We start from the raw sequence: 21,869 nt of genomic DNA on the forward strand, positions 1-21,869 counted from the left end.
ACTCACTTCACGGGCCTTTTCCGCTGCATGTGAGAAGAGCGTGACGGTCGATTCACACGCGGCAACACAATTCGCAATATCGGCTCCCTACCTTTTGGGGCATGGACGCGAAGAACCTTGTCGTCGTAGGCCACGGAATGGTCGGCCACCGTCTCGTCGAGGCGCTGCGCTCGCGGGATGCCGCGGGCCAATGGCGCATCACAGTGTTGTCCGAAGAAGCAGATGCCGCCTATGACCGGGTGGGGCTCACGGGTTACACGGAGCACTGGGACCGGTCGAAGCTGGCGTTGCCCGGCAACGGGTATGACGGCGACGGACTGGTCGACCTGGTGCTGGCCGACAAGGTCGGCGGTATCGACCGTGCCACCAAGACGGTGGTGACCGAGTCGGGCCGCGGCATCGCGTACGACAAGCTCGTGTTGGCCACGGGCTCCTATGCTTTCGTGCCGCCGGTGCCCGGCCACCAGCTCGCCGGCTGCTTCGTCTACCGCACCCTGGACGACTTGGACGGCATCCGCGCCGCCATGTCTCGTTCGGCGGAACACGGCAACAACACCGGTGTGGTCATCGGTGGTGGCCTGCTCGGCCTGGAAGCGGCGAACGCGTTGCGCCAGTTCGGAATGCGGGCCCACATCGTCGAGCGAGCGCCGCGTCCGATGAACCAGCAGCTCGATGACGCCGGCGGTGCGCTGCTGGCTCGCATGATCGGCAAGCTGGGCATCTCGGTGCACCTGGATGTCGGCACCGACGCCATCGAGCCCCTCGACGAGGGCGTGCGTGTGCTGCTGAGCGACGGCACGCTGATCGACGCCGGCCTGGTCATCTTCGCCGCCGGTGTGCGTCCGCGGGACGAACTGGCCCGCGACGCCGGTCTGGAGCTGGCCGAACGCGGTGGCGTCCTGACCGACCTGTCCTGTGTGACAAGCGATCCCGACATCTACGCGATCGGTGAGGTGGCCGCGGTCGAGGGTCGGTGCTACGGCCTGGTCGGTCCGGGTTACACCACCGCCGAAGTGGTCGCCGACCGCCTGCTCGGTGGCGCTGCGGAATTCCCCGAGGCGGACATGTCGACCAAGCTGAAGCTGCTCGGCGTCGACGTGGCGAGTTTCGGTGACGCCCAAGGTGTTACGCCCGACTGCCTGCAGGTCGTGGTCAACGACCCGGTGAAGCAGACCTATGCCAAGCTGGTGCTGTCCGACGACGCCCAGACCCTGTTGGGTGGCATCCTGGTCGGTGACGCGTCGTCGTACGGCGTGCTGCGCCCGATGGTCGGTGAGGCGCTGCCCGGCGATCCGCTGGCACTGATCGCGCCGGCCGGATCCGGTGAGGGCGCAAGCGCTCTCGGTGTGGGCGCACTGCCGGACGCCGCGCAGATCTGTTCCTGCAACAACGTCACCAAGGGCGACCTGTGCGGCGCGATCGAAGGCGGTTGCTCGGACGTCGCCGGCCTGAAGGCCTGCACCAAGGCTGGAACCTCCTGCGGCTCGTGTGTTCCGCTTCTCAAGCAACTCCTGGAGGCCCAGGGCGTCGAGCAGTCCAAGGCGCTGTGTGAGCACTTCCCGCAGTCGCGGGCTGAGCTCTTCGAGATCATCTCGGCCACCGAGATCCGCAAGTTCTCGGGCCTGATCGAGAAGTTCGGCACCGGAAAGGGTTGCGACATCTGCAAACCCGCCATCGCCTCGATCCTGGCGTCGACCAGCAGCGGCCACATCCTCGACGGCGAGCAGGCGGCCCTGCAGGACTCCAACGACCACTTCCTGGCCAACATCCAGAAGAACGGCAGCTACTCGGTGGTCCCGCGCGTTCCGGGTGGTGACATCACCCCGGAGCAGCTGATCCTGATCGGTGAGATCGCCAGGGACTTCGGCCTTTACACCAAGATCACCGGTGGCCAGCGGATCGACATGTTCGGTGCGCGGGTGGACCAGCTGCCGGAGATCTGGCGGCGCCTGGTCGACGGCGGTATGGAGTCCGGGCAGGCCTACGGCAAGTCGCTGCGCACCGTCAAGAGCTGCGTCGGCAGTGACTGGTGCCGGTACGGACAGCAGGATTCGGTGCAGATGGCCATCGATCTGGAGCTGCGCTACCGCGGACTGCGGTCGCCGCACAAGATCAAGATGGGTGTCTCCGGCTGCGCCCGGGAATGCGCCGAGGCCCGCGGCAAGGACGTCGGTGTCATCGCCACCGAGACCGGCTGGAACCTGTACGTCGGCGGCAACGGCGGTATGACGCCCGCGCACGCGCAGCTGCTGGCCGGTGACCTCGACGACGAGACCCTGGTCCGCTACATCGACCGGTTCCTGATGTTCTACATCCGCACTGCGGACCGGCTGCAGCGCACCGCGCCGTGGGTCGACCAGATGGGGCTGGACCACGTCCGCGACGTCGTCTGCAACGATTCTCTCGGTCTGGCAAGCGAATTCGAAGCCGCCATGGAACGGCACGTCGACGGCTACTCCTGCGAGTGGAAGGGCGTGCTCGACGACCGCGCGAAGCTGTCGCAGTTCGTCTCGTTCGTCAACGCGCCCGACGTCGCCGACCCGACCATCGAGTTCACCGAACGCAACGGCCGCAAGGTGCCGATCGGCATGCCCACCGTCCCGCCCGCCAAGAACTGATCAGGAGGCCACGATGACTCTCAACGACTTGTCCGAAGTGACTCAGTACCAGGACCGTTCGGAGTGGACGGCCGTCTGCTCGTACCACCGGCTGGTGCCCGGACGCGGCGCCGGGGTGCTGCTGCCCGACGGCACGCAGGCGGCGCTGTTCCGTCTGCACGACGGTTCGCTGTACGCGGTCGGCAATATCGACCCGTTCTCCGGTGCGGCAGTGATGTCGCGTGGGCTCGTCGGTGACCGCGCCGGCCGGGCTTGCGTGCAGAGCCCCATCAAGAAGCAGGCCTTCGCCCTGGATGACGGTGTCTGCCTTGATGATCCCTCGGTGAGCCTGCCCGTCTACCCGATCCGGGTGTGGGCCGGGTTGGTCGAGATCGGACCGCTGGGCGTCGACGTCGCGGCGTGACCCCGGGCCCCGCACTCAGCGGGTGCAGCTGTTGTCCTCGATGGTCTGCAACACCCAGTACGTCGTGAATTCGACGATCAGCGCGATCTCCGCGAGCAGCACCGCATGGTTGAAGCCATCGAGGGTGAGGTGGAGGACCACGGTAGTCAGCAGGGTACCGGCCATCAGCAGTGAGATCGTCCGGTAGGCGCCACGGAATCGGCTTCCGCACGATGGGGCGGTGCCGAACGCCGAGCTGAACACCGTCAGCACAATGGCGCCGAACATCACGGCAGCGGCGATGCCGTGGGCATTGACCTGGAACCAGTCCGGAGCGGTGATCAGAACCACGGCACCGGTCCCCAGCACGGCGCGCTGCAGCCACCTCGCGGCGCTACCCAGCATGGTGTCGGGCTGGGCGGGCCGGAACAACAACCACGATGCGACGCGCGAACCGGCGAGCATCGCCGCGACCGTCCAGGCATTGAACAGCACCGCCGCTCCGGTTTTCACGGCCACGGGATCGGCTGTGCCGCACTGCAGTACGGGCCGGGTCGTGGGGACGACGGCGATCATGAAGGCCAGCACCCCGGCCAGGTTGAGCAGGGTGTTCTCGGTGTCGCTGGCACCCTGGTACACGATGAGCATGGCGCCGATGGCGAACAGCGCGCCGATGAAGACGGCATGGGCGGTGGTGAAGTAGTAGGCGCTGATCGAGGTCTGCCAGCACGTGGCGTGTGTGCGCTCGACGGCCAGCGCCGCACCCAGCAGGACGGCCATGACCACCATGCCGCCCCGAAGGAACCGGTAGGTGTCCAGCGCTACGTCTTCGCCCGTCCGCTTGGCCATGTCTCCAGTATGGGCCGAAATCTCCCCCACAAATGGGCGGTACCCCTTGAGTTTCGGCGGGAAACCTAGGCGGCGAGCGACAACCGGGCGGTCCGGAACCGGTGGGCCACCAGTTTGGCGACGCCGGGGTGCCGGCCCAGCGGATCGGTCACCACGTCGGCCCCGCAGGTGTACAGCCGGTCCTGAAAGAGCCCGTCGGCCAACAGGTATGACGCTACGGCGATCCGATCCGCGCCGCGCTTGCGCAGCCGGGTCACCACGTCGCCGACCCAGTGCGTGCCACTGATCGCGAACGCGAGCTCGACGCGGCTGCCCAGCGTCGCCGAGAGCATGGCGCAGGTCCGGCGCAGGTCGCTGGCAGCGCGCGGGTCCGAGGTTCCGGCGGCGGCAAGCACGACGGAATCCGTGGGACGCCAGCCTGATTCGATCAGCCGGTCGGCGAGCACCCGGACCATCGCGGTGGATGGGCCCAGCGCCGGCGTCACCGTCACATCCCGATGGCCGCTCTCCGCGAGGCCCTCGGGAATGTCCTTGTGGACGTGGTACCCGGACGACAAGAAGGCAGGGACGACGACAGCCGGGCCGTATGGCAGCCCCGACAGCACCTCGGCCGGGGTGGGTCCGAGGACGTCGACGAACGCGGTGTGCACCCGGCGATCCAGAAGGCCGCTGACCTGCTCGGCCAGCTCACCGATCATCGCCACGCCCGAGCCCTTGCGCGTGCCGTGGGCCACCAGGACGGGGTTCACCGCGCACCTGCCGAGTAGTCGTCGACCGCCAGCCGGTAGCCGCGCTTCACCACGGTCGCGACGATCTCCTTGTCGCCCAACGTGGTTCGTAGCCGCAGCACCGCGGTCTCGACAGCGTGGGTGTCCGTGCCGCTGCCGGGCAGCGCCGCCAGCAGTTCCTGCCGTGACACCACCGCGCCGGGCCGCAGGGCCAGCGCACGGACGATGGCCATGCCGGCAGGCGACAGGTCGCGGACCACACCGTCGACGACGACGCAGGTACCACGGATCTCCAAGTCGTGCCCGGCGGCCCGGAGCTTCCGGGCCTGCAATACCGGCAGTTCGTCGGCGATGTGGCGGGCCAGCGCGCCCAGGCGCATCCGCTCGGGTGCGAAGGTCGGGACTCCCAGCCGAGCCAGCGGCCGCGCCGTCACGGGTCCGACGCACATGGCGTGCACCTGAGTCCGAAACGCTTCCAGCACTTGCTCATTGATGCCGAGTTCGGTCGCACGCATCAGGGTCGCCGCGACCGCAGGTGCCGAAGTGAAGCTCACGGCATCGAGCCGGCGCTCTGCGATGTCGTTGACCAGTGAGTCGAACGGACCGCCGGGCGGTACGGGCTGCCACCGGTAGACCCTGATCGGCACGACGTCGGCGCCGGCGCGGCGCAGTTCGTCGAGAAACTCGGGGAAGGGGTCCCACTCGTCGGTGGCGCCGTGCAGCTGAACGGCGATCCGCAGACCCGAGATACCACCCTGCAGCAGGTAGCCCAGCACTTCGCGGGACGACTCGGATTCGGGTGACCATTCCTCGGGCAGCCCGGCGGCGCGCAGCGCACCCGTGGCCTTGGGGCCGCGGGAAACGATCCGGGCGCGGCTGAGGGCGTCGGTCAGTTCGCCGGACAGGCCCCAGTCGTCGGCGGCCGACATCCAGCCGCGGAACCCGATGCCGGTGGTGGCGATCAGGACATCAGGCGGCACCTCGATCAGTGCCTGGGTATTGGTCCGTAGTTCCTCGTCATCGGGCAGCGGCACCATCGAGATGGCGGGCGCGGCGATCACCGTCGCGCCGCGGCGGCGCAGGAGGGTGCACAACTCATCGGCACGTCGCGAGGACGTCACCGCCACCCGAAATCCGGTGAGCGGGGCCCGATCGGGATCACTCATGTGTTCAGTGAACGGAACATGTGTTTCCGGTTGGTTACCCAACCATTGCCCGGCGGTGTCGGCTGTGAGCAAGCGATGAAGTTTCGCTCACACTCGACGCTGAGCTGGGCTTTTGCCGGTCAGAACCTCACAAGCCCTACCAAACGTCGCCGTCGCGCCAGTCGCAGGTGATGTCCGCGGTGGTGTCGACCTCGACCGTTACCGGCAGCACGAACAATGAGCGATCGTCCTCGGGCGTGCGGCCCAGCCCAGTCGGCGCCAGCACCGACGTCGTGCCGCGCCACGGCAGCCAGCCGCGGGCGGTATAGATCGGGCGCGCGGTGTCCGAAGAGCTCAGCGCGCCGATCTCGTAGGCGCCGCGGATCACCTGCTCGACGGCGTCGAGAACCGCGGTGGCCAGCCCCTGGCCCCGCCAGTCCTCGCGGACGGCAACGGCTTCGACGTAGCCGCAGCGCAGTGCGGTGTTGCGATAGATGAGCCGGCGCTGGACGACGGCGCCATGCGCGATGATCGCGCCGTGGTGGCAGATCAGCGCGTGCATGCCGCCGAGCGAGTGCTCCCAGTCCGCGTCAGAAAAGTCGCCGTCGTAGGCGTCGATGACCATTTGCCGAGCGCCTTCGCGGGTCTCGGCGTCGAGATCAGCGGTGTGGACCAGCCGCGCCGTGTGAACGTTGTGTACGCGGGAGAGATCCGTGGGGTGCACCCCCTCGTTCTACCAGGATTGCGCAGCCTGCGCTGGTGCCTGCGCGGGTTCAGGCACCGAACGGCTGACGCGGCCGGGACCAGTGCATGCGCACATGCTGGCCGGGGCGGATCTGGGCAACCTTGTCGATGTCATGGTCGGCAACCACGCCGATCACCGGGTACCCGCCGGTGACCGGATGGTCGGGGCCGAGGATCACCGGTAACCCGTTGTGCGGCACCTGAATTGCCCCACGCGTCGTACCCTCACTCGACAGCTGCCGGTCTGGCCAACGGTGCTGCAGAGGCCGGCCGGCGAGGCGCATCCCGACCCGGTCGCTGTGGTCGGTGACCACCCACTCCGTATGCACCAGGGCATCAGGGTCGACGAACCAGTCGTCGCGCGGGCCGGGGACCACCAGCAGTTCCAGCAGGTCCTCGGCGATGGCGGCCACGGGTGCCTGATCCACCTCCGGGAACTCGGCGGTGTGCTCGCCGACGGTCAGCATGTCGCCGGCCTGCAGTGGCCGCGGACCGATCGCCGACATCACGTCGTAGCTGCGGGAGCCGAGCACCGGGTCGACCACGAAGCCGCCGCGGACCGCCACGTAGCTGCGCAGCCCGGCATGCGGTGCGCCCAGGGAGATCACCTCGCCGTCGTGGGCGTAGTGAATGCTGTTGGTGCCGAACGGGATTCCATTCGCCGACGGATCGGCATCGGCGCCCGTGACGGCCACCGCGACGCCTTCCTTCCCGCCGCCGTGGACCCGGGCGGAGAAGCCGCCGAACGTCACCTCGATGGTGGCGCGGTCGTTCGGGTTGGCCACCAGCCGGTTGGCCAGTGTGTGCGAGCGGCGATCGGCGGCGCCCGAGCGACTCACGCCCATGTGGGCCAGGCCGGGACGGCCCAGATCCTCGACCAGCGCCAGCGGGCCCGTCTTGAGAATTTCGAGTGTTGCGGTCATCGTCTCGCCCCTAACCGATTGCCCGGAATTGCACAGACATACCCGGAGCCAGCAACTCCGGCTGCTCCCGCTCGATGTCCCACAGGTTGGCGTCGGTGCGGCCGATCAACTGCCAGCCGCCCGGCGTCTCTCGCGGATAGACCCCGGAGAATTCGCCGGCGAGTGCCACCGAGCCGGCAGGCACCCGGGTGCGCGGCTCGCTGTGTCGCGGCACCTGCAGCCGCTCGTCGCCGCCCACCAGATAGGCGAAGCCCGGCATGAAGCCACCGAACGCCACGCGCCACAGCGATCCGGTGTGCGCGGCGATCACCTCGCTCGGGGCCAGGCCGGCCAGCCTCGACACCTCATCGAGGTCCATGCCGTCGTATACGACGTCGATGACCACGTCAGGCCGCTGTGGAGTGCCGTTTTCGGCGGCAGCCGGTTCCCCGAGATGGAGCTTGGACAGCCGCTGCCCGGTGGGAATCTGATATCTCGGTGCGGCGAGCTTGATCAGAATGGTCCGGGAGGCCGGGACGATGTCGAGCACGCCGGGCAAACCGGCCGCGCGGAGCGTGTCGGTCCATGCCAAGACCTCGGTGGTGCTGTTGAATTCCAGCAGCAAGGCTTGGTCGCCGTAGTTACGGACGGTGTGGAGCGTCATGGGCGTTGTTGCGTTCACCGCTTCTTGTGTGACGGTCATCACTCGAAGCTACCCGCGGGTAGCCGTGATTTCCGCTTTCTTTAGCGCCTCGCCAGAGGAGCCTTAGCAATCACTCAGAGGGCCATGTCGTAGGTCGGTTCGTGGCGCTTGATGTAGCTGATCACCCGGTAGGTCACCGGCAGGAAAACCACCTCGACGGCGGTCTTGTACAGCCAGCCCTGGCCGGTGTAGACGGCGAAGTCGTGGAAGGTGCTGATGCCGATGGCGTTGGCGGCGATGGCGCAGAACACCAGAGTGTCACCGAGCTGCCCGGCGAAGGTCGAGCCGACCAGTCGTGCCCACAGATGCTTCTCCTTGGTGCGTTCCTTGATCGCCACGACGACCCATGCGTTGATGGTCTGTCCGACGATGAAGCCGGCCAGCCCCGCGATGATCAGCTGGGTGTAGGAGTGCACGACGTTCTCGAAATGCGCCTGGTTCGGGTAGAAGTCGGCAGCCGGTAGATAGATCGTCACCCAGAACGTCAGCGCGGCAAGTATGTTCATGGCGAAGCCCAGGTAGATCGCGCGCCGGGCCGCCTTGAAGCCGTACACCTCCGACAGCACGTCGCCGATGATGTAGGTGAGCGGGAAGACGATGAACCCGCCATCGGTGATGATCGGACCGAATGCCACGCCTTTGGTGGCCGTGACGTTGGAGATGATCACGAGCGCCGTGAACACCGCGACGAGGGTCGGATAGTAGGCCGATCCGATCTGGGCGAATCGGGCGTGCTGTTCGGGGCGCTCGGTGGCGATCACGCCGATCATCTTGGCAGGCAGGCCGGAGGGTGCAACCCGCAGCCGGGGCTGGGCCCGGATTTGATCAGGCCAGCGCCGCAGTCAGCAGGGGCGGCAGCTGGTCTGCCACGGCCAGGTAGGACAGTACCGAGGCGAAGGTGATGGCCGCCGACAAATCCTTGTTGGGGAAGACGATCCGATTGGCTTTGGCCTGACTCAGTTGCGCGACCGTCGGGTCGGCCAACACCGCGGGCCGCTGCTCGTCGGCGTCGAGAGTCCAGATCAGCACGTCGGCGCCGCGGAACGCGGTGGCCATCTGGTCGCGAGGCACGAAGGCGTGTTGTCCCTTGGTGAAGGAGTCCAGGCCGTCCGGCATGGCAATGCCCATCTCCCCGAGGAACTCGGTGCGCCACCCGGCCGGCGTGATCTCCACCCCGTCGGAGGTGGGAAGGCCGTTGACGAGCAACATCTTTCGGCCGCTGAAACGCGGGTTCGCCTTGCCTGCGCCGGCGAACTTGGCGTCGACGCCGTCGATGAGCTTTTTCATGTCGTCGGCCTTGAACACGGCTTGCCCGATGACGGTGGCCTGGTCCTTCCATGGTTCGAAGAAGGCGTCCTGGCCGGACTGGGCGACGGTCGGCGCGATGGCCGCCAACTTCTTGTAGGTGTCGGCATCCAATCCGGCGTTGGTGGCGATGATGAGGTCGGGCTTCAGCGCGGAGATCTTGTCCACCTGGATGCCGTCGTTGAGGTTGAGGACGGTCGGCTGGGCCGGCCCCAACGCGGGCTGGGCCCACGGCCATACCGCGAAGGGCTGATTTCCGAACCACTCGGTCACGGCTATCGGTATGACGCCGACGGCCAGCAGTTCGTCCTGCCCGGTGAGGCCGGCGCACACAACCTTCTTGGGCGGTCCGGGAATCCGGGTGGTGCCGAAGGCGTGATTGATCGTGACCGACCCGTCGCCGGCGACGGTGCCCGAGGCCGGTGGCTTGGTGCACGCGGCGACTACCGCGGCCCCGGCGGCGCCGGCGGCCAATGCCAGGAAGCTACGGCGCGAGCGGATTTGGTGCACGTCGCGAGTCTTTCACCTGTCCCGGGGAATGGCGCCGCTAACACGCGAACAGGGTCGGTGCCGGTCGTGTGCCGCGCGCTGCGGCGGCGGCTCTGGCGTGATCGCGGAGGTGGTTTGCCGATATCGCAAGGTTCGGGGGCGGTGCGGTGTGGGTGGCGCACGACGTACTTTAGGTATGGAACTGGTCTGAGTATTAGCTATGCACCAGCCGTCTCCTTGGCCGCCGGCTTCCGTCGGCGAGTCGCCTATGTATCGCAGATTGCGATAAAGCGCAGGTAAATTACGTTACTGCGACCTGCGTTCCCAGTGGGTCGCGTGGTCTTCGCGTTACCTGTGATTCGACTGAGGTCATTAGCGAGAACTGCGAGATGTCTTTCGTTTGAAGTATCGTCGGCCACCTGTCTTCCATGCTCTAATGGGACCAACGTCATTCTTTGACGAACGGCATGAATTTGCTGGAGGTGCCATGGAGGCGGACTCGACTGGACTGCACGTCCCGCGGCGACATGGTCGGACCGAGCCCTCTGCGAGTCGAGGGCTTGTGTCGGGGCAGCAGGAGCGAGTCGCGGCGCGACACCTCCCCGAATTGCTCATCGGGCTGCGGTGGTTCTTCGATACGGTCCAGCCGGACGGCGCGATGGTGAGTGCGGGCGGTCAGGTCCTGCGGTCCGGCCGGCGGACCTTACGGTTCCGTCCCGTTGACTGGCGGGGCCACGCGGTGATCGAAATCGTCGGCTCGGCCGGTGCCGGGGACCCGTCGCCGCGAGCCGAGCTGGGGGCGTATGCCCAGGCCCTGGATGACATGGGCGAAGACGTGGTCGTCAGCTGGATCGGGCGCAGGGGCCAGGTGCGCAGCATCGCATTGGCCCGTCCCGTGCATCCGACTCTTCGAACTGCGGTCGATCGTTATGTGGCCGGCTGCTCCGAGCACCCGGGTCATCAATGTGCGTGCAGTCGGCGGGCCCGCGACCGCAGTGTGTCACTGCGCGCGGTCAAGCAGGCTGTTTCTTGTCATCAAGCAGAGTTCGACGCGCTGGCGGGACCGTGGCCCGATGCGCTGGACCCGTCGGGACAACTGCGTTTGATCGCGTCCGGACTGGTACCTCAACTCACCGCGCAGAGGGTGACCGGCAGCGCGGTCTGACTTCTTCGCCGGTATCGCGGCGATAAGTCGTGAAAGGTTCATTTCCCGTTCGGTTATCGCAATGCCCGAATAATCTTTATTATTCCGTTACGGACACCGCGGGGCGGTGCCGGAATTAATTGACGGAAGCGTCTTATATGGCGGGCGGGAGGTGTCGTGGCAATGACTGGGCGTGTGATTACCGGCCAGCTGCTGGCGGCTCTGGCGGTGGCTGGTCTCGGCGTTTCTGTCCCCGCACTGGCTGATGTCGGGACAGGCCAGGTGGCGGCATGCGCCGAAAGGGGTAATCCGCTCGACTGTGTGCCGACCAAGTCCGCGGCCAATGCGGCAGAGGTCGCCTATCTCACCGAGCTCCACAGCCGGCTGAAAGGCGCCAGCGACGCCGACCTGCTCAAGACGGGCCGCCTGACCTGCAACATGTTCGTGTATGCCGGCGAGCCGACCGGCGACGCGGTGAACGACATCTCGAATTCGTTGAAGGTCAACAAAGCCTCCGCCACTTTCGTGATGGATATGGCAATGGTGCATCTGTGCCCCGGTTTGACCATCGGTACCGACGGCGTACCGCGCCCCAGTTTTTAGGCCTCGAGAGTATTCACGCCGAACCCGCGTGAAATCGGTGTAGGTAAGCGGGCCAGTCCCAGGTATTCAGGAATTCCATCGCGGCGGAGTATCCGTTGTCATAAAGCCGCTGCCGATCCGCCTGGGAAATGTCGAAATTCAGGTATCCGATACCGGCGGCATCGACCACTATCGTGCGCGCCGCGACGGATGGCTGCCGAAGATAGGTCTGGTCATGACCGAGCAACGCGGTATTGATGAGGTTCTCCAACAGGCGTGGCGTACCGGGTAGATCGACCACCGGTGCCAGGCCCGGGGCCGGGTCGCCGTCGCCCTGGGCGGGACTCCGGGCCGTCACGGTGATGCCGAAGCTGGGCCAGCGCGGGACCTTGCCGTCGGTGCGATCAAGCGAGTACATCGGGAAGTTCGACAGGAGTCCGCCGTCGATCAGCGTCGACGTCGTGCCGGAGGCGCCTGTGATGGTCACCGGACGGAAGAAGAACGGGATGGCCATCGACGCGCTGACCGCATCCGCGACCGACTGCTCGTCGGGATCCAGGCCGTACATCTCGCGGTAGTCCCAGGGCAGCCGGACCAGTGTGCCGCGGGTGATGTCGGCGACGGTGACGACCAGGCGATAGCGCTGCTCGGGTGGTAGTTCGCGGTCGTCGAGCGCCAGATCGCCGAAGGTCTCTACGCCCAGACTGCGCAACTCGCCGGCGACCCAGTCGTGGATGACGTCGCCCCGGTACATCCCCTGCCCGTGGAAGGCGGTCCAGTACTTGCCCAGCACCGGAATCCGGCTGGTGCCAACGGAATCCAGGAATCTGCGGTACGGCAGCGACATCGCCAGCTCGCGGAGGTCATCGCCGCTGAGCTGGCAGCCGGCCGGCTGACGGCGGTTCGCAGCGGCGATGACCGCGCCCACGAGGGAGCCGGCCGACGTTCCGGAGACCCGGCCGACGCGGTAGCCGGCGTCACCCAGAGCGACGACGGAGCCGACCAATCCGATTGCCTTGACGCCGCCGCCCGACAGCACCAGATCAGCGGTCTTGACCGGGGCCGCGGGGGAGTTGTCGGGCCTGTGAACCATCGGTCTCGATGCTAGGTGAACGGCTGCGGTTTGCCTTGGAGTGCAACGGATTGTGAGGTCGGAAGTGGCTTTCGACGCGCTGTGGCGGGCGTTACTGAACCACTCAGCCGATTCTTAGGCGCAGACTAAGGCGCCCTCAGTACCTGTCCCTAATGTTGCTGGCACGGCGAAGGTTTCACCGGAGAGGGGGTGACGGATGGAGCATCGGTACTGTGACCGCATGTTGGCGGTACGCGCGTTTGTCATGGCAATGTCCACGGTCCTTCTCGTCCCCACTGCGGTGGCATCGGCAGACGACGATGCGCCACCCCCGGGGCCGCCGCCGGTCTCGTTCACCATGACCTCGGGAGCGCCGATTCGAGACGGCGCCACCTACGGCATCGGCACTGTGATCGTCGCGCACTTCGCCGGCCCGGTCGATGAGGCCGCCGCCGCGCGGGACTTGGTTGTGACGGCGAACCCGCCGGTCACGGGCTCGTGGCACTGGGTCAACAACACCACCGCGCACTGGCGCCCGCCGCAGTACTGGGCGCCGGGCACCGTGGTGTCGGTGGCCGGAGGACCGACATTCACCATCGGCGCCTCGCACGTGGCGATCGCCGACGACGCGACCAAGAAGGTCAGCGTGTACGACGGCGGAGCGCTGGTGCGGACCATGCCGACCTCGATGGGGCGCGGCGGCACCGAAACCGTGAACGGCAAGACGCTGAGCTTCTGGACCCAACCCGGCGTGTACACCGTGCTCGACAAGAGCAATCCGGTGGTCATGGACTCGTCGACCTACGGCCTCCCGATCAACAGCCACCTCGGGTACAAGGAGACCATCCCGTACGCGGTGCGGGTCAGTACTGACGGGGTGTACCTCCACCAGCTCGATGCGACGGTGTGGGCCCAGGGCAACACCGACACCAGTCACGGTTGTCTGAACCTGAACGGCGCCAACGCGCAGTGGTTCTACAACTTCTCCGTGCCGGGCGACGTGGTCGAGGTGCGGAACACCGGCGGCAAGCCGTTGCAGCTGTGGCAGAACGGCGACTGGAGCGTGCCGTGGGACCAGTGGTGATAACGGTGCGATCAAGTTTGCATGTCGATGCGAGTCGCTGTGACGCACACCACAATACCTTTGGTATGCTGGTGAAAGTCACCGCAAAAGTCCTCGTCACGACCGGTACTTAGCCGATAAAATTAGATAACTGAAGTAATCAGTTTGAAGTCAGGAGTGGTCGTGGGAGCAGTAGCGCATTTGCCGAACCAGTTCGAGTCGGCGCCGGCGGACGCATCGTTGATGGATGTGTTGTCGACGTGTTCGGGCATCATCGAGTCGACTTTCGCCGACCGCATCCGTGAGCTCGGCGGCACGGAAGCCGAGATTCACAAACTGTCGTCTTCGGCGGCCTACGCGGTGTTCGCGTGGTCCGCTGGCCGCGGCTTCGGCGCCTGAGTCAATAGCCCGCTCGCGCCGGTGCTGAAGTTCGGCGCTCGCTGCTACCGGTAGCCCGGCCGGACGGCCCCGCCACTCCAACCTGGACGCACGCTAGTGCCCGCCTTTGTGCGACAACCCCGTCGCATGGAGGCGGGCATTTTGCGTGAGAGGTGTTCGGGTACGCGCGCACAGGTCCCACGACTAGCCAAATTCCTTGCGGCAGTCGAGATTGCGCTGACGCAGGAAAGTTCGAGTAGCCGTCTGCGTCGACGCACGGTCAACGCGCATACGAAAGCGCCGCGCTGAGACGGCAGTCTCAGCGCGGCGCTTAGGGTATGACGGGTCAGACGGTCGCGTCGACCTTCTTGGCGGCCGGCCAGGGCGACGGGACCGGGCGCTGGCGCACGATCTGCGGCCACCAGAACCACTTGCCCATGAGGGCCGCGATCGACGGCATCATGAACGACCGGACGACCAGGGTGTCGAACAGCAGACCCAGGCCGATCGTGGTGCCCACCTGGCCGATGATGCGCAGCTCGCTGATGATCATCGACGACATGGTGAAGGCGAAAACCAGGCCGGCATTGGTGACCACCGAACCCGTGCTGCCCATGGCGCGGATGATGCCGGTGTGCAGGCCGGCATGAATCTCTTCCTTGAACCGGGCGACCAGAAGCAGGTTGTAGTCCGCGCCGACGGCCAACAGGATGATCACCGACATCGGAATCACCATCCAGTGCAGCGGCAGGCCGATCAGGTACTGCCAGATGAGTATCGACATACCCAGCGACGCGGCCAGTGAGATGGCCACCGTCGCCACGATCACGGTGGCGGCCACCACTGCTCGGGTGATGATCAGCATGATGACGAAAATCAGTGCGAGAGCAGAGATTCCGGCGATCATGAGGTCGTAGTCGGAGCCCTCGGCCATGTCGCGGAAGGTCGCTGCACTACCGGCCAGGTAGATCTTGGAGCCCTCCAGTGGGGTGCCCTTGATCGCTTCCTTGGCGGCCTGCTTGATGGCGTCGATATTCGAAATGCCTTCGGGGGTAAGCGGATTACCCTCGTGCTGCACGATGAACCGCACTGACTTACCGTCTGGTGAGATGAAGTTCTTCATACCGCGCTTGAAGTCGGCGCTGTCGAAAGCCTCGGGCGGCAGGTAGAACGAGTCGTCGTTCTTGGACTTGTCGAAGGCCTCACCCATGGCGCTGGAGTTCTTCTGGCCCTCGGCCTGCTGATCCAGCTGCCCCTTCTGGGTGGCGTACATCATCTGCATGTACTTCTTCATGTTCTTCATGGTCTCGATCTGCGGAGGCATGACCGTGACCATCTGCTTCGTCAGCGCGGACATCTTGTCCATGTCCGGGACGATCGTTTCGAAGTCGTCGGTCATCGTGTCGATGCCGTCGAGGGTGTCGAACACCGAGCGCATGGACCAGCAGACCGGGATGTCGTAGCAGTGCGGTTCCCAGTACAGGTAGTTGCGGATAGGCCGGAAGAAGTCGTCGAAATCAGAGATGTGGTTGCGCAGATCTTCGATGTCGCCCAACATGCCGTGCATCTTGCCGACCATGCTGTCCATGACGGTCGACATCTGAACCGTGATGGCCTGCATCTTGGTCATGGTGTCGATGCTGACCTGGATGTCACCGATCTGCTTCTGCATATCGCCCATCATGTCCTGCTGGTACTTCTGGTTCATCACCTGCGTGGTGCTCTGCATACCGAGCTGGAACGGGATGGTCGAGTGCTGGATGGGAGTGCCCTCGGGCCGGGTGATGGCCTGTACCTGTGCGATACCAGGAACGGCTACAACGGCTTTCGCGATCTTGTTGATCACGAGGAAATCCGACGGGTTCCGCAGATCGTGGTCACTCTGCACGAGCAGCAGGTCCGGGTTCATGCGGGCGGGGGAGAAGTGCCGGGTCGCGGCCGCATAACCCTCGTTGGACGTGAGATCGATGGGCATGTACTGACGATCGTCGTAACTGGTCTTGTAGCCGGGGATGGCGATCAAGCCGACCAGTGCGACGGCGATCGTGGCGACCAGGATCGGGCCCGGCCAGCGGGTGATCGCCGCGCCGATCTTGCGCCAGCCCCGCACCCGCATCTCGCGCTTGGGCTCCAGCGTCTTACCGAACTTGGTGACCACGGTGATGAGGGCCGGGCCGAGCGACAGCGCCGCGAATACGACCGTGACCATGCCGATGGCCAGCGGGATGCCCAGCGTCTGGAAGTACGGCAGTCGGGTGAAGTGCAGGCAGTACGTCGCACCGGCGATCGTCAGACCTGAGCCCAGGATGACGTGCGCGGTGCCGTGATACATGTCGTAGTAGGCGTCCTCTTTGGACATCCCGGCAGTGCGCGCTTCCTGGTACCGGCCGATCAGGAAGATGGCGTAGTCGGTGGCCGCCGCGATGGCCAGCATGGGCAAGAGGTTCGTGGCGAAGGTGGACAGCCCGATGACGTGGTAGAAGCCGAGCACGGCCACCAGGCCGCGAGCGGCGCCCACCAGCACCATGACGATCAACAGCTCGATCAGCACCGTGATGATCGAGCGGTAGACCAGCAGCAGCATCACGATGATGACCGCGAACGAAACGGCCTCCATGACCTTGAGGCTGCGATCGCCGGCCACGTTCATGTCCGAGGCCTGGGCGGCCGCGCCGGTCACATAGCTCTTCACGCCCGGCGGGGCGGGCACGCTCTTGAGGATGTTGTCGACGGTCTCGACGGATTCATTGGCCAGCGACTCGCCCTGGTTGCCGCGCAGGTAGACCTGCACGTAGGCGGATTTGCCATCTGCGCTCTGGGAGCCGGACGCCGTGAGCGGGTCGCTCCAGAAGTCCTGGACGTGCTCGACGTGCGCGGTGTCGGCGCGGAGTTTGGCGACGATCTGGTCGTAGTAGGCGTGCGCGGCGGCGTCCAGCGGCTGCTGGCCCTCCAGCACCACCATGGCCGAACTGTCGGAGTCGAATTCCTTGAAGTCGGAGCCGACCTGCTTCATCGCGATCATCGACGGCGCGTCGTGCGGTGACATCGACACCGAGCGCATCTTGCCGACCTCGTCGAGCCCCGGGACGATCGTGCTGACCAAGACGACGATGCCGACCCAGGCGAGGATCACCGGGAGCGCGAGGGTGCGGATGAGTCGGGGGATCAGGGGCCGATGAGGTGTCTCGGCCTTCGGGAACGAGTCGGTCGGGGTATCGAGGCTGTGGTTGCTCATGCGGATTTCACCAGGCAGAAGGTCTGGGCGTGGACGCCCGTGGAGGTGCGGGTGTCTTTGAGTTCGTCGTCGACGTGGACGGTGCAGGTGATGGAGTCACCGTCGCCCTGGGCGACGATGTTCGGCGATGCTGCCGGTGCGGTGGTGGACAGGACGAGTTTCCAGGGCAGCTTGGCGTGGTCGACGCGCTGCGGCTTGGCGTCCAGGTCGAGGTAGTTGATGTCGGCGTAGGCGCCGGGTTCGCCGGTGATCTCGTAGGTGACGACCTTGGGTTTGAACGGTTTGGCGTCGTCGGCGAAGTTGCGTGGGGTGACGATGACGGGGTTCTGGCCGAAGTAGCCGCGTACGCGGTGCACGGTGAAGCCGGCGACGAGGGCGACGGCGAGGATGAGCAGCGGGATCCACGCCTTCTTGAGCGCAGTGCCGATCATCCGGCGATCTCCGTGGTCATGCTGACCTCCCCGTTCCTCGATTGCTCGACATGCCACGACGGATTCCGTGACCTGATGCGCAGGGCGGCGTTTGTGCGACGCCGCCACCTGTGTCAGATTTCAATCTGCCGATCGGCAGACTCAGCGTATCCACCAAGGTAAACTTAGACAAGTTAAGCGATTCAATTGCTGCAGGTCGGTGCACACATCGGGGCATCCCATGTGACGCACGTGACGTCGCTGCGAAAGCGGTGACCGTGATAACACGGCGACCGAGCCCGGTCGGCGGTGAACAGGGAGCGGGGATTGGCCAAATCGGTGGGGCCGCGCGGATCAGCGCGTGCTCGGGTGATCGAAGCCGCCCTGGCGTTGTTTGCGGAGCACGGCGTGAACGGCACATCGCTGCAGATGATCGCCGATCACCTCGGGGTCAGCAAGGCCTCCGTGTACTACCAGTTCCACTCAAAAGACGACATCGTCCTGGCTGTCATCCGGCCGGTGTTCGCCGACCTCGACCAGCTGGCCACGGAGATCGACGCCGAACAGGAAGGGCCGGCCCGCAAGGCGACCGCGATCGCCGGGTTCGTCGAACTGGCGGTGCGGCATCGGCGCGTGACGGCCGTCTTCTATCGCGATCCGGCCATCGACACCTTGGTCAACTCCCACGAGGAGTGCAGCGCCATCAACCGGCGATTGCGGACAGTGCTGGGAATGGACGGCGCAGACACCGAGACCCGAGTGACCATGTCACTGGTCACCTCGGGCATCTACGGCAGCGCGATGGACCCCGAACTGCAGGACATCCCTGACGACGAGCTCCACCGCATCTTGTTACAGGCGGCGCATCGGCTGCTTACCGTGGAAGAGCAGCACGCTATTCGGCGATGAAGACCGGGATCAGTCGGTCGGTCTTGGTTTGATATTCGGCATACGGCGGGTAGGCCTCGACGGCCCGGTCCCACCACTCCTGTCGTTCGTCGCCCTCGAGCTCACGCGTGGTCAGCTCCACGACCTTGTCGCCGTCCTGCGCCGTGATCTGGGGGTTGACCTTGACGTTGTGGTACCACGACGGGTGTTCGGGAGCGCCACCTTTGGACGCCACCAACGCGTAACGGCCGTCGTGCTCGACCCGCATCAACGGGACCAGACGCTTTTTACCGGACTTGGCTCCCGTGGTGGTGAACAAGACCACCGGCCGATCGAGGATGGTCACGCCATCGGTGGTGCCCTGCGCCAGAATCTGTTCGGTCTGCTTGCGCACCCAGTCGGTGGGGCTCAGTTCATGTTCGGTCACGTCGCTCCCAACGAGATCGGCGGGCGGCTTATTCCGGGTCAGTTCACGAAGCGAGCAGCGCGGGCGGGCGCCGATGCGGTGGCGCGGGCCTGCCGGTATCCGACCAACCCGCCGGCGGCGGTCAGGGTGATGATGCCGGCGAACCCGGGGACCGCGACCGCGGCAACCTCGCTGAGGCCGGCGGCCCGCAGGTAGTCCGGATAGCCCGGCCGGAAATCCTTCGAGGCGACAATATGGTTTTCGGCCGCGAAGGTGTCCTTGGGCTGGATCGGCGGGACGGGATTGACGGGATCGCCGGGAGCGCCCGGCGAGACGTCACGCGGCACCGAATCTGTAGCCGCCGCAAAGGTTTTCGGTACCGGGGCGTCGCGGGGGATGCCCCGGTTGTCGAGCGGCACCTGCGCGATGGGCATGCCCGGGACGTACTGCAGGAACGGCAGACCCGAGGCGGCCGACGCCAATTCGCGGACGGTGCTCTCGATCGGGTTGATCAGGGCATCGGCGAACGCCGGCAGCGCCGCGAGCCCGGGAATCGGCACCGCATCGACGACGGTGGGGATGGTGGTCTTGACCAGGTCGAGCGCCGTCAGCGGAATCTGGGCGGCGGCCAGCGGGAGTTGCGCCAGCGGGGGCTGGGGAGTGGCCGCGACGTTGCTGTTCGTGGTGGTGCTCTGCGAACTCGAGGCCTGGCCGGCCGGGGGCTGCGCCGACAAGCTCGCCTGGGCTGGTGCCGAAGAACCCGTGGTCGACGAGGTGCCGGGCGCGACCGCCGGTGCGTTCTTGGTGGAACTGGGCTTCGTTCCGGGCGCGACGCCGCCGATCACTGGAATGTTGTTCAGCACGTCAGTGGGGTGCTGGATGATGCGGGTGAACTGGCCGGCCATGCCGCCTATGCCGCCCAACAGGTTTGGCGCACTCCACGACGAGGCACCGCCCGTGGGGGAGCCGGTGGTCGTTGAACCCGTGGTCGACGGCCCCGTGGAGGTGCTGCCGCCGGTGGTCGAGGTTCCGGTGCCCGTCGGGGTGCTGCCGCCGGATGTGCCTGTGGTCGAGGTGCCTGAGGTACCACCTGTGGAGCTGCCACTGCCGGTGTCGGCCAATGCCACGACGGCTTCAGGGCCCAACGCCAGCAGGCCGGCTGCGAGGAGGCTTGAGGCGGCGAACAGCCGCGCGTGGGGCATCACGCGGAGATCACCTCCCCTTTTCTGGCCAAAGTGCAGTATGTCACACGCGTCTGACCATTAGCTATGGGCCAAACAATGCTCTACGCGAACGTCAATTGACGCACGGTACCCCGTCGCCGCTCAGCGGCTTTCCCTGGTCGGGCGGGGCTTCGTCGGACGACGATTTGGTCACCGCCGCGTTGGTGGCCGAGACGTCGGAAATCGCACTCGGTGGGTCGTAGTCGTTGCCCAGAATGACCCTGATTCGGCCGGGCGCTTCCTGGTCGCTCAATTGTGGCGCCGCGGTGATGGCCAATTGGCTTGCCAACTGTTTGGCGTCGGCTTCCGCGCCCGGTCCGTAGTCGATCTGGGTCGAGGTGGGCTCGCCGGGCTGCGCGCTGCGGACGTCACCGGTGGAGAAGCCGTGCGAGGACAGTGCCGCCGCAACCATGGCCGCCAGTCCCGTCATGTCACCGCCGTTGATCACGTCGACGGTGCTGGTCGGCGCCGCGGGCGTGGTCGAGGCGGCCTTGTCGTCCGAGAAGGCGGCAGACACGGTGGACCGGATCGCGGCCGAATCGACGATGTTGACGGACTGACCGTTGACGTTGTCGTAGCGCAGCACCGGCAGGGTCTGGAACTCGATGTTGGAACCGGAGATCGAGCCGAGGCGCCGGAACACGTCGTTGGTCCAGCCGCTGGACAGCACGATGTCCTTGCGGGCCACCGACATCAGGTTCGAGAACTTGCTGATGTCGTCGAATACGCCGCCGCTCTGCAGCTTGTGCATGACCGACGCGAGGAACGCCTGCTGGCGGTGGGTCCGGTCGAGGTCGCCGTTGTCGAGGTTGTGCCGCTGGCGGACGAACGCCAGCGCCTGGGACGGATTCAGGGTCTGCTTGCCGGCGGGAAAGTCGGCGCCCGAGTACTCGTCGTCCTGGACGGCATTGTTCAGGCAGACATCGACGCCGCCCAGCGCCGAGGTCAGGTCGTAGAAGCCGGCGAGGCTGACCTCCGCGAAATAGTTGACCTTCACGCCGGTGAGGTCACGCACGGCGGCAATGGTGGCGGTGCGACCGGCCTCGCGGCCTTGCGACTCGAGCTCGTGCTGGTCGGTGACGCCCTCGTCGTTCAGCTTCTGGGCGAACTCGGCCTTCTTGAGGCCGTACGCCTCTTTGATCTTGATGTGGCTGTAGCCGGAGATGTCGTCGACGGGCACGTAGTCGTCGCGGGGGATCGAGAAGGCGACCACGTGGTTGTCGGGGGTGACGTGCACGAGGATCAGGGTGTTGGTGTTGTAACCACCGCTGTCGGAGTCGCCGGCGTGCAGCTGGTCCAGCAGTTCCTGCGGCAGCTCGTTGCCGTCTTGATCGCGGCGGGAATCCAGTCCGATCAGCAGGATGTTCATGGAGCCGTTGACGTTTCCGGTTCCGGGCAGGTCGATGCCGAGAGCGTGCGAAATGGTGAAGCCGCTGATGACGCCGTGCGCAATCCACCAGCCGACGCCGGTGAGGGCCAGCGCGAACGTCGATATCAGGGCGACTAGGAACCGCATGCGGAACGCGGCCCTCCCGTGGCGGCACGCCTGTCGTGCATCGGGTCTCCCTGGGTGGTGCTGCGCCGGATCAGCCAGAGTGCGCAG

At 66.0% G+C, this 21,869-nt stretch carries 20 protein-coding genes and 1 pseudogene; 7 read left to right on the forward strand and 14 right to left on the reverse strand.

All coding sequences use genetic code 11. The annotated features are described in order from the left end of the window. Positions 1–101 precede the first annotated feature (101 nt). Both nirB and nirD read left to right on the forward strand, forming a co-directional pair. Positions 102–2,618 (forward strand): nitrite reductase large subunit NirB, encoded by a 2,517-nt coding sequence (gene nirB, locus AC3WTE_RS09540; RefSeq protein WP_492437158.1) that lies wholly within the window; start codon positions 102–104, stop codon positions 2,616–2,618. Positions 2,619–2,631: 13 nt separating this feature from the next. Beyond that, complete coding sequence (nirD, locus tag AC3WTE_RS09545) at positions 2,632–3,021, forward strand: nitrite reductase small subunit NirD (RefSeq protein WP_061001460.1); 390 nt, start codon at positions 2,632–2,634, stop codon at positions 3,019–3,021. 15 nt (positions 3,022–3,036) lie between these two features. Here the strand turns inward: nirD and AC3WTE_RS09550 are convergent, their stop codons facing one another. From AC3WTE_RS09550 to AC3WTE_RS09585, 8 genes are all read right to left on the reverse strand, one after another. Then, the gene (locus AC3WTE_RS09550) at positions 3,037–3,849 is read right to left on the reverse strand and encodes a hypothetical protein (RefSeq protein ID WP_492437159.1); all 813 of its coding nucleotides are present in this window, start codon (positions 3,847–3,849) and stop codon (positions 3,037–3,039) included. Between the two features lie 65 nt (positions 3,850–3,914). Beyond that, positions 3,915–4,598 (reverse strand): sirohydrochlorin chelatase, encoded by a 684-nt coding sequence (locus AC3WTE_RS09555; RefSeq protein ID WP_492437160.1) that lies wholly within the window; start codon positions 4,596–4,598, stop codon positions 3,915–3,917. Next, complete coding sequence (locus AC3WTE_RS09560; RefSeq protein WP_492437161.1) at positions 4,595–5,743, reverse strand: uroporphyrinogen-III synthase; 1,149 nt, start codon at positions 5,741–5,743, stop codon at positions 4,595–4,597. The genes AC3WTE_RS09555 and AC3WTE_RS09560 overlap by 4 nt, the downstream gene beginning before the upstream one ends. 136 nt (positions 5,744–5,879) lie before the next feature. After that, a complete protein-coding gene (locus tag AC3WTE_RS09565; protein WP_492437162.1) occupies positions 5,880–6,446 on the reverse strand; it encodes a GNAT family N-acetyltransferase in 567 nt (188 codons plus the stop codon). A gap of 49 nt (positions 6,447–6,495) precedes the next feature. After that, positions 6,496–7,389: a 5-oxoprolinase/urea amidolyase family protein gene (locus AC3WTE_RS09570; RefSeq protein WP_492437164.1), complete on the reverse strand. Its 894-nt coding sequence runs from the start codon at positions 7,387–7,389 to the stop codon at positions 6,496–6,498. A gap of 10 nt (positions 7,390–7,399) precedes the next feature. Then, positions 7,400–8,071, reverse strand: a complete 672-nt coding sequence (locus AC3WTE_RS09575; protein ID WP_492437165.1) for a 5-oxoprolinase subunit B family protein — start codon at positions 8,069–8,071, stop codon at positions 7,400–7,402. A gap of 74 nt (positions 8,072–8,145) precedes the next feature. Continuing rightward, the gene (locus AC3WTE_RS09580) at positions 8,146–8,841 is read right to left on the reverse strand and encodes a queuosine precursor transporter (protein WP_492437166.1); all 696 of its coding nucleotides are present in this window, start codon (positions 8,839–8,841) and stop codon (positions 8,146–8,148) included. A 55-nt stretch (positions 8,842–8,896) separates the two neighbouring features. After that, positions 8,897–9,886: an ABC transporter substrate-binding protein gene (locus tag AC3WTE_RS09585; protein ID WP_492437167.1), complete on the reverse strand. Its 990-nt coding sequence runs from the start codon at positions 9,884–9,886 to the stop codon at positions 8,897–8,899. A gap of 541 nt (positions 9,887–10,427) precedes the next feature. Here AC3WTE_RS09585 and AC3WTE_RS09590 point away from each other — a divergent pair. After that, a complete protein-coding gene (locus AC3WTE_RS09590; protein WP_492437168.1) occupies positions 10,428–11,030 on the forward strand; it encodes a hypothetical protein in 603 nt (200 codons plus the stop codon). A gap of 174 nt (positions 11,031–11,204) precedes the next feature. Then, entirely contained in the window at positions 11,205–11,612 is a 408-nt protein-coding gene (locus AC3WTE_RS09595) for a DUF732 domain-containing protein (protein WP_492437169.1), read from the forward strand. 13 nt (positions 11,613–11,625) lie between these two features. On the opposite strand, the gene AC3WTE_RS09600 is transcribed toward AC3WTE_RS09595, so the two are convergent. Then, positions 11,626–12,684, reverse strand: a complete 1,059-nt coding sequence (locus AC3WTE_RS09600; RefSeq protein ID WP_492437170.1) for a patatin-like phospholipase family protein — start codon at positions 12,682–12,684, stop codon at positions 11,626–11,628. Between the two features lie 277 nt (positions 12,685–12,961). On the opposite strand from AC3WTE_RS09600, the pseudogene AC3WTE_RS09605 reads away from it, so the two are divergent. Both AC3WTE_RS09605 and AC3WTE_RS09610 read left to right on the forward strand, forming a co-directional pair. Next, positions 12,962–13,747 (forward strand): annotated as a pseudogene (locus AC3WTE_RS09605) (L,D-transpeptidase); the annotation flags it as partial. Positions 13,748–13,909: 162 nt separating this feature from the next. Further along, complete coding sequence (locus AC3WTE_RS09610; RefSeq protein WP_492437172.1) at positions 13,910–14,125, forward strand: hypothetical protein; 216 nt, start codon at positions 13,910–13,912, stop codon at positions 14,123–14,125. Positions 14,126–14,450: 325 nt separating this feature from the next. Here the strand turns inward: AC3WTE_RS09610 and AC3WTE_RS09615 are convergent, their stop codons facing one another. Both AC3WTE_RS09615 and AC3WTE_RS09620 read right to left on the reverse strand, forming a co-directional pair. Continuing rightward, complete coding sequence (locus AC3WTE_RS09615; RefSeq protein ID WP_492437174.1) at positions 14,451–17,339, reverse strand: MMPL/RND family transporter; 2,889 nt, start codon at positions 17,337–17,339, stop codon at positions 14,451–14,453. Next, positions 17,336–17,770, reverse strand: a complete 435-nt coding sequence (locus AC3WTE_RS09620; RefSeq protein ID WP_492437176.1) for an MmpS family transport accessory protein — start codon at positions 17,768–17,770, stop codon at positions 17,336–17,338. The genes AC3WTE_RS09615 and AC3WTE_RS09620 overlap by 4 nt, the downstream gene beginning before the upstream one ends. Before the next feature lie 306 nt (positions 17,771–18,076). Between AC3WTE_RS09620 and AC3WTE_RS09625 the strand changes: the two genes are divergently transcribed. Next, the gene (locus AC3WTE_RS09625) at positions 18,077–18,658 is read left to right on the forward strand and encodes a TetR/AcrR family transcriptional regulator (protein WP_492437178.1); all 582 of its coding nucleotides are present in this window, start codon (positions 18,077–18,079) and stop codon (positions 18,656–18,658) included. On the opposite strand, the gene AC3WTE_RS09630 is transcribed toward AC3WTE_RS09625, so the two are convergent. From AC3WTE_RS09630 to AC3WTE_RS09640, 3 genes are all read right to left on the reverse strand, one after another. Beyond that, positions 18,645–19,064, reverse strand: a complete 420-nt coding sequence (locus tag AC3WTE_RS09630; protein WP_459367967.1) for a nitroreductase family deazaflavin-dependent oxidoreductase — start codon at positions 19,062–19,064, stop codon at positions 18,645–18,647. The two genes, AC3WTE_RS09625 and AC3WTE_RS09630, sit on opposite strands and share 14 nt — an antisense overlap. A gap of 38 nt (positions 19,065–19,102) precedes the next feature. Further along, positions 19,103–20,248, reverse strand: a complete 1,146-nt coding sequence (locus AC3WTE_RS09635) for a hypothetical protein (protein ID WP_492437180.1) — start codon at positions 20,246–20,248, stop codon at positions 19,103–19,105. A gap of 91 nt (positions 20,249–20,339) precedes the next feature. Next, a complete protein-coding gene (locus AC3WTE_RS09640; RefSeq protein ID WP_492437182.1) occupies positions 20,340–21,782 on the reverse strand; it encodes an LCP family protein in 1,443 nt (480 codons plus the stop codon). Positions 21,783–21,869 lie beyond the last annotated feature (87 nt).

The sequence above is a fragment of the Mycobacterium sp. FW102-FHT13B02 genome, assembly GCF_058790275.1.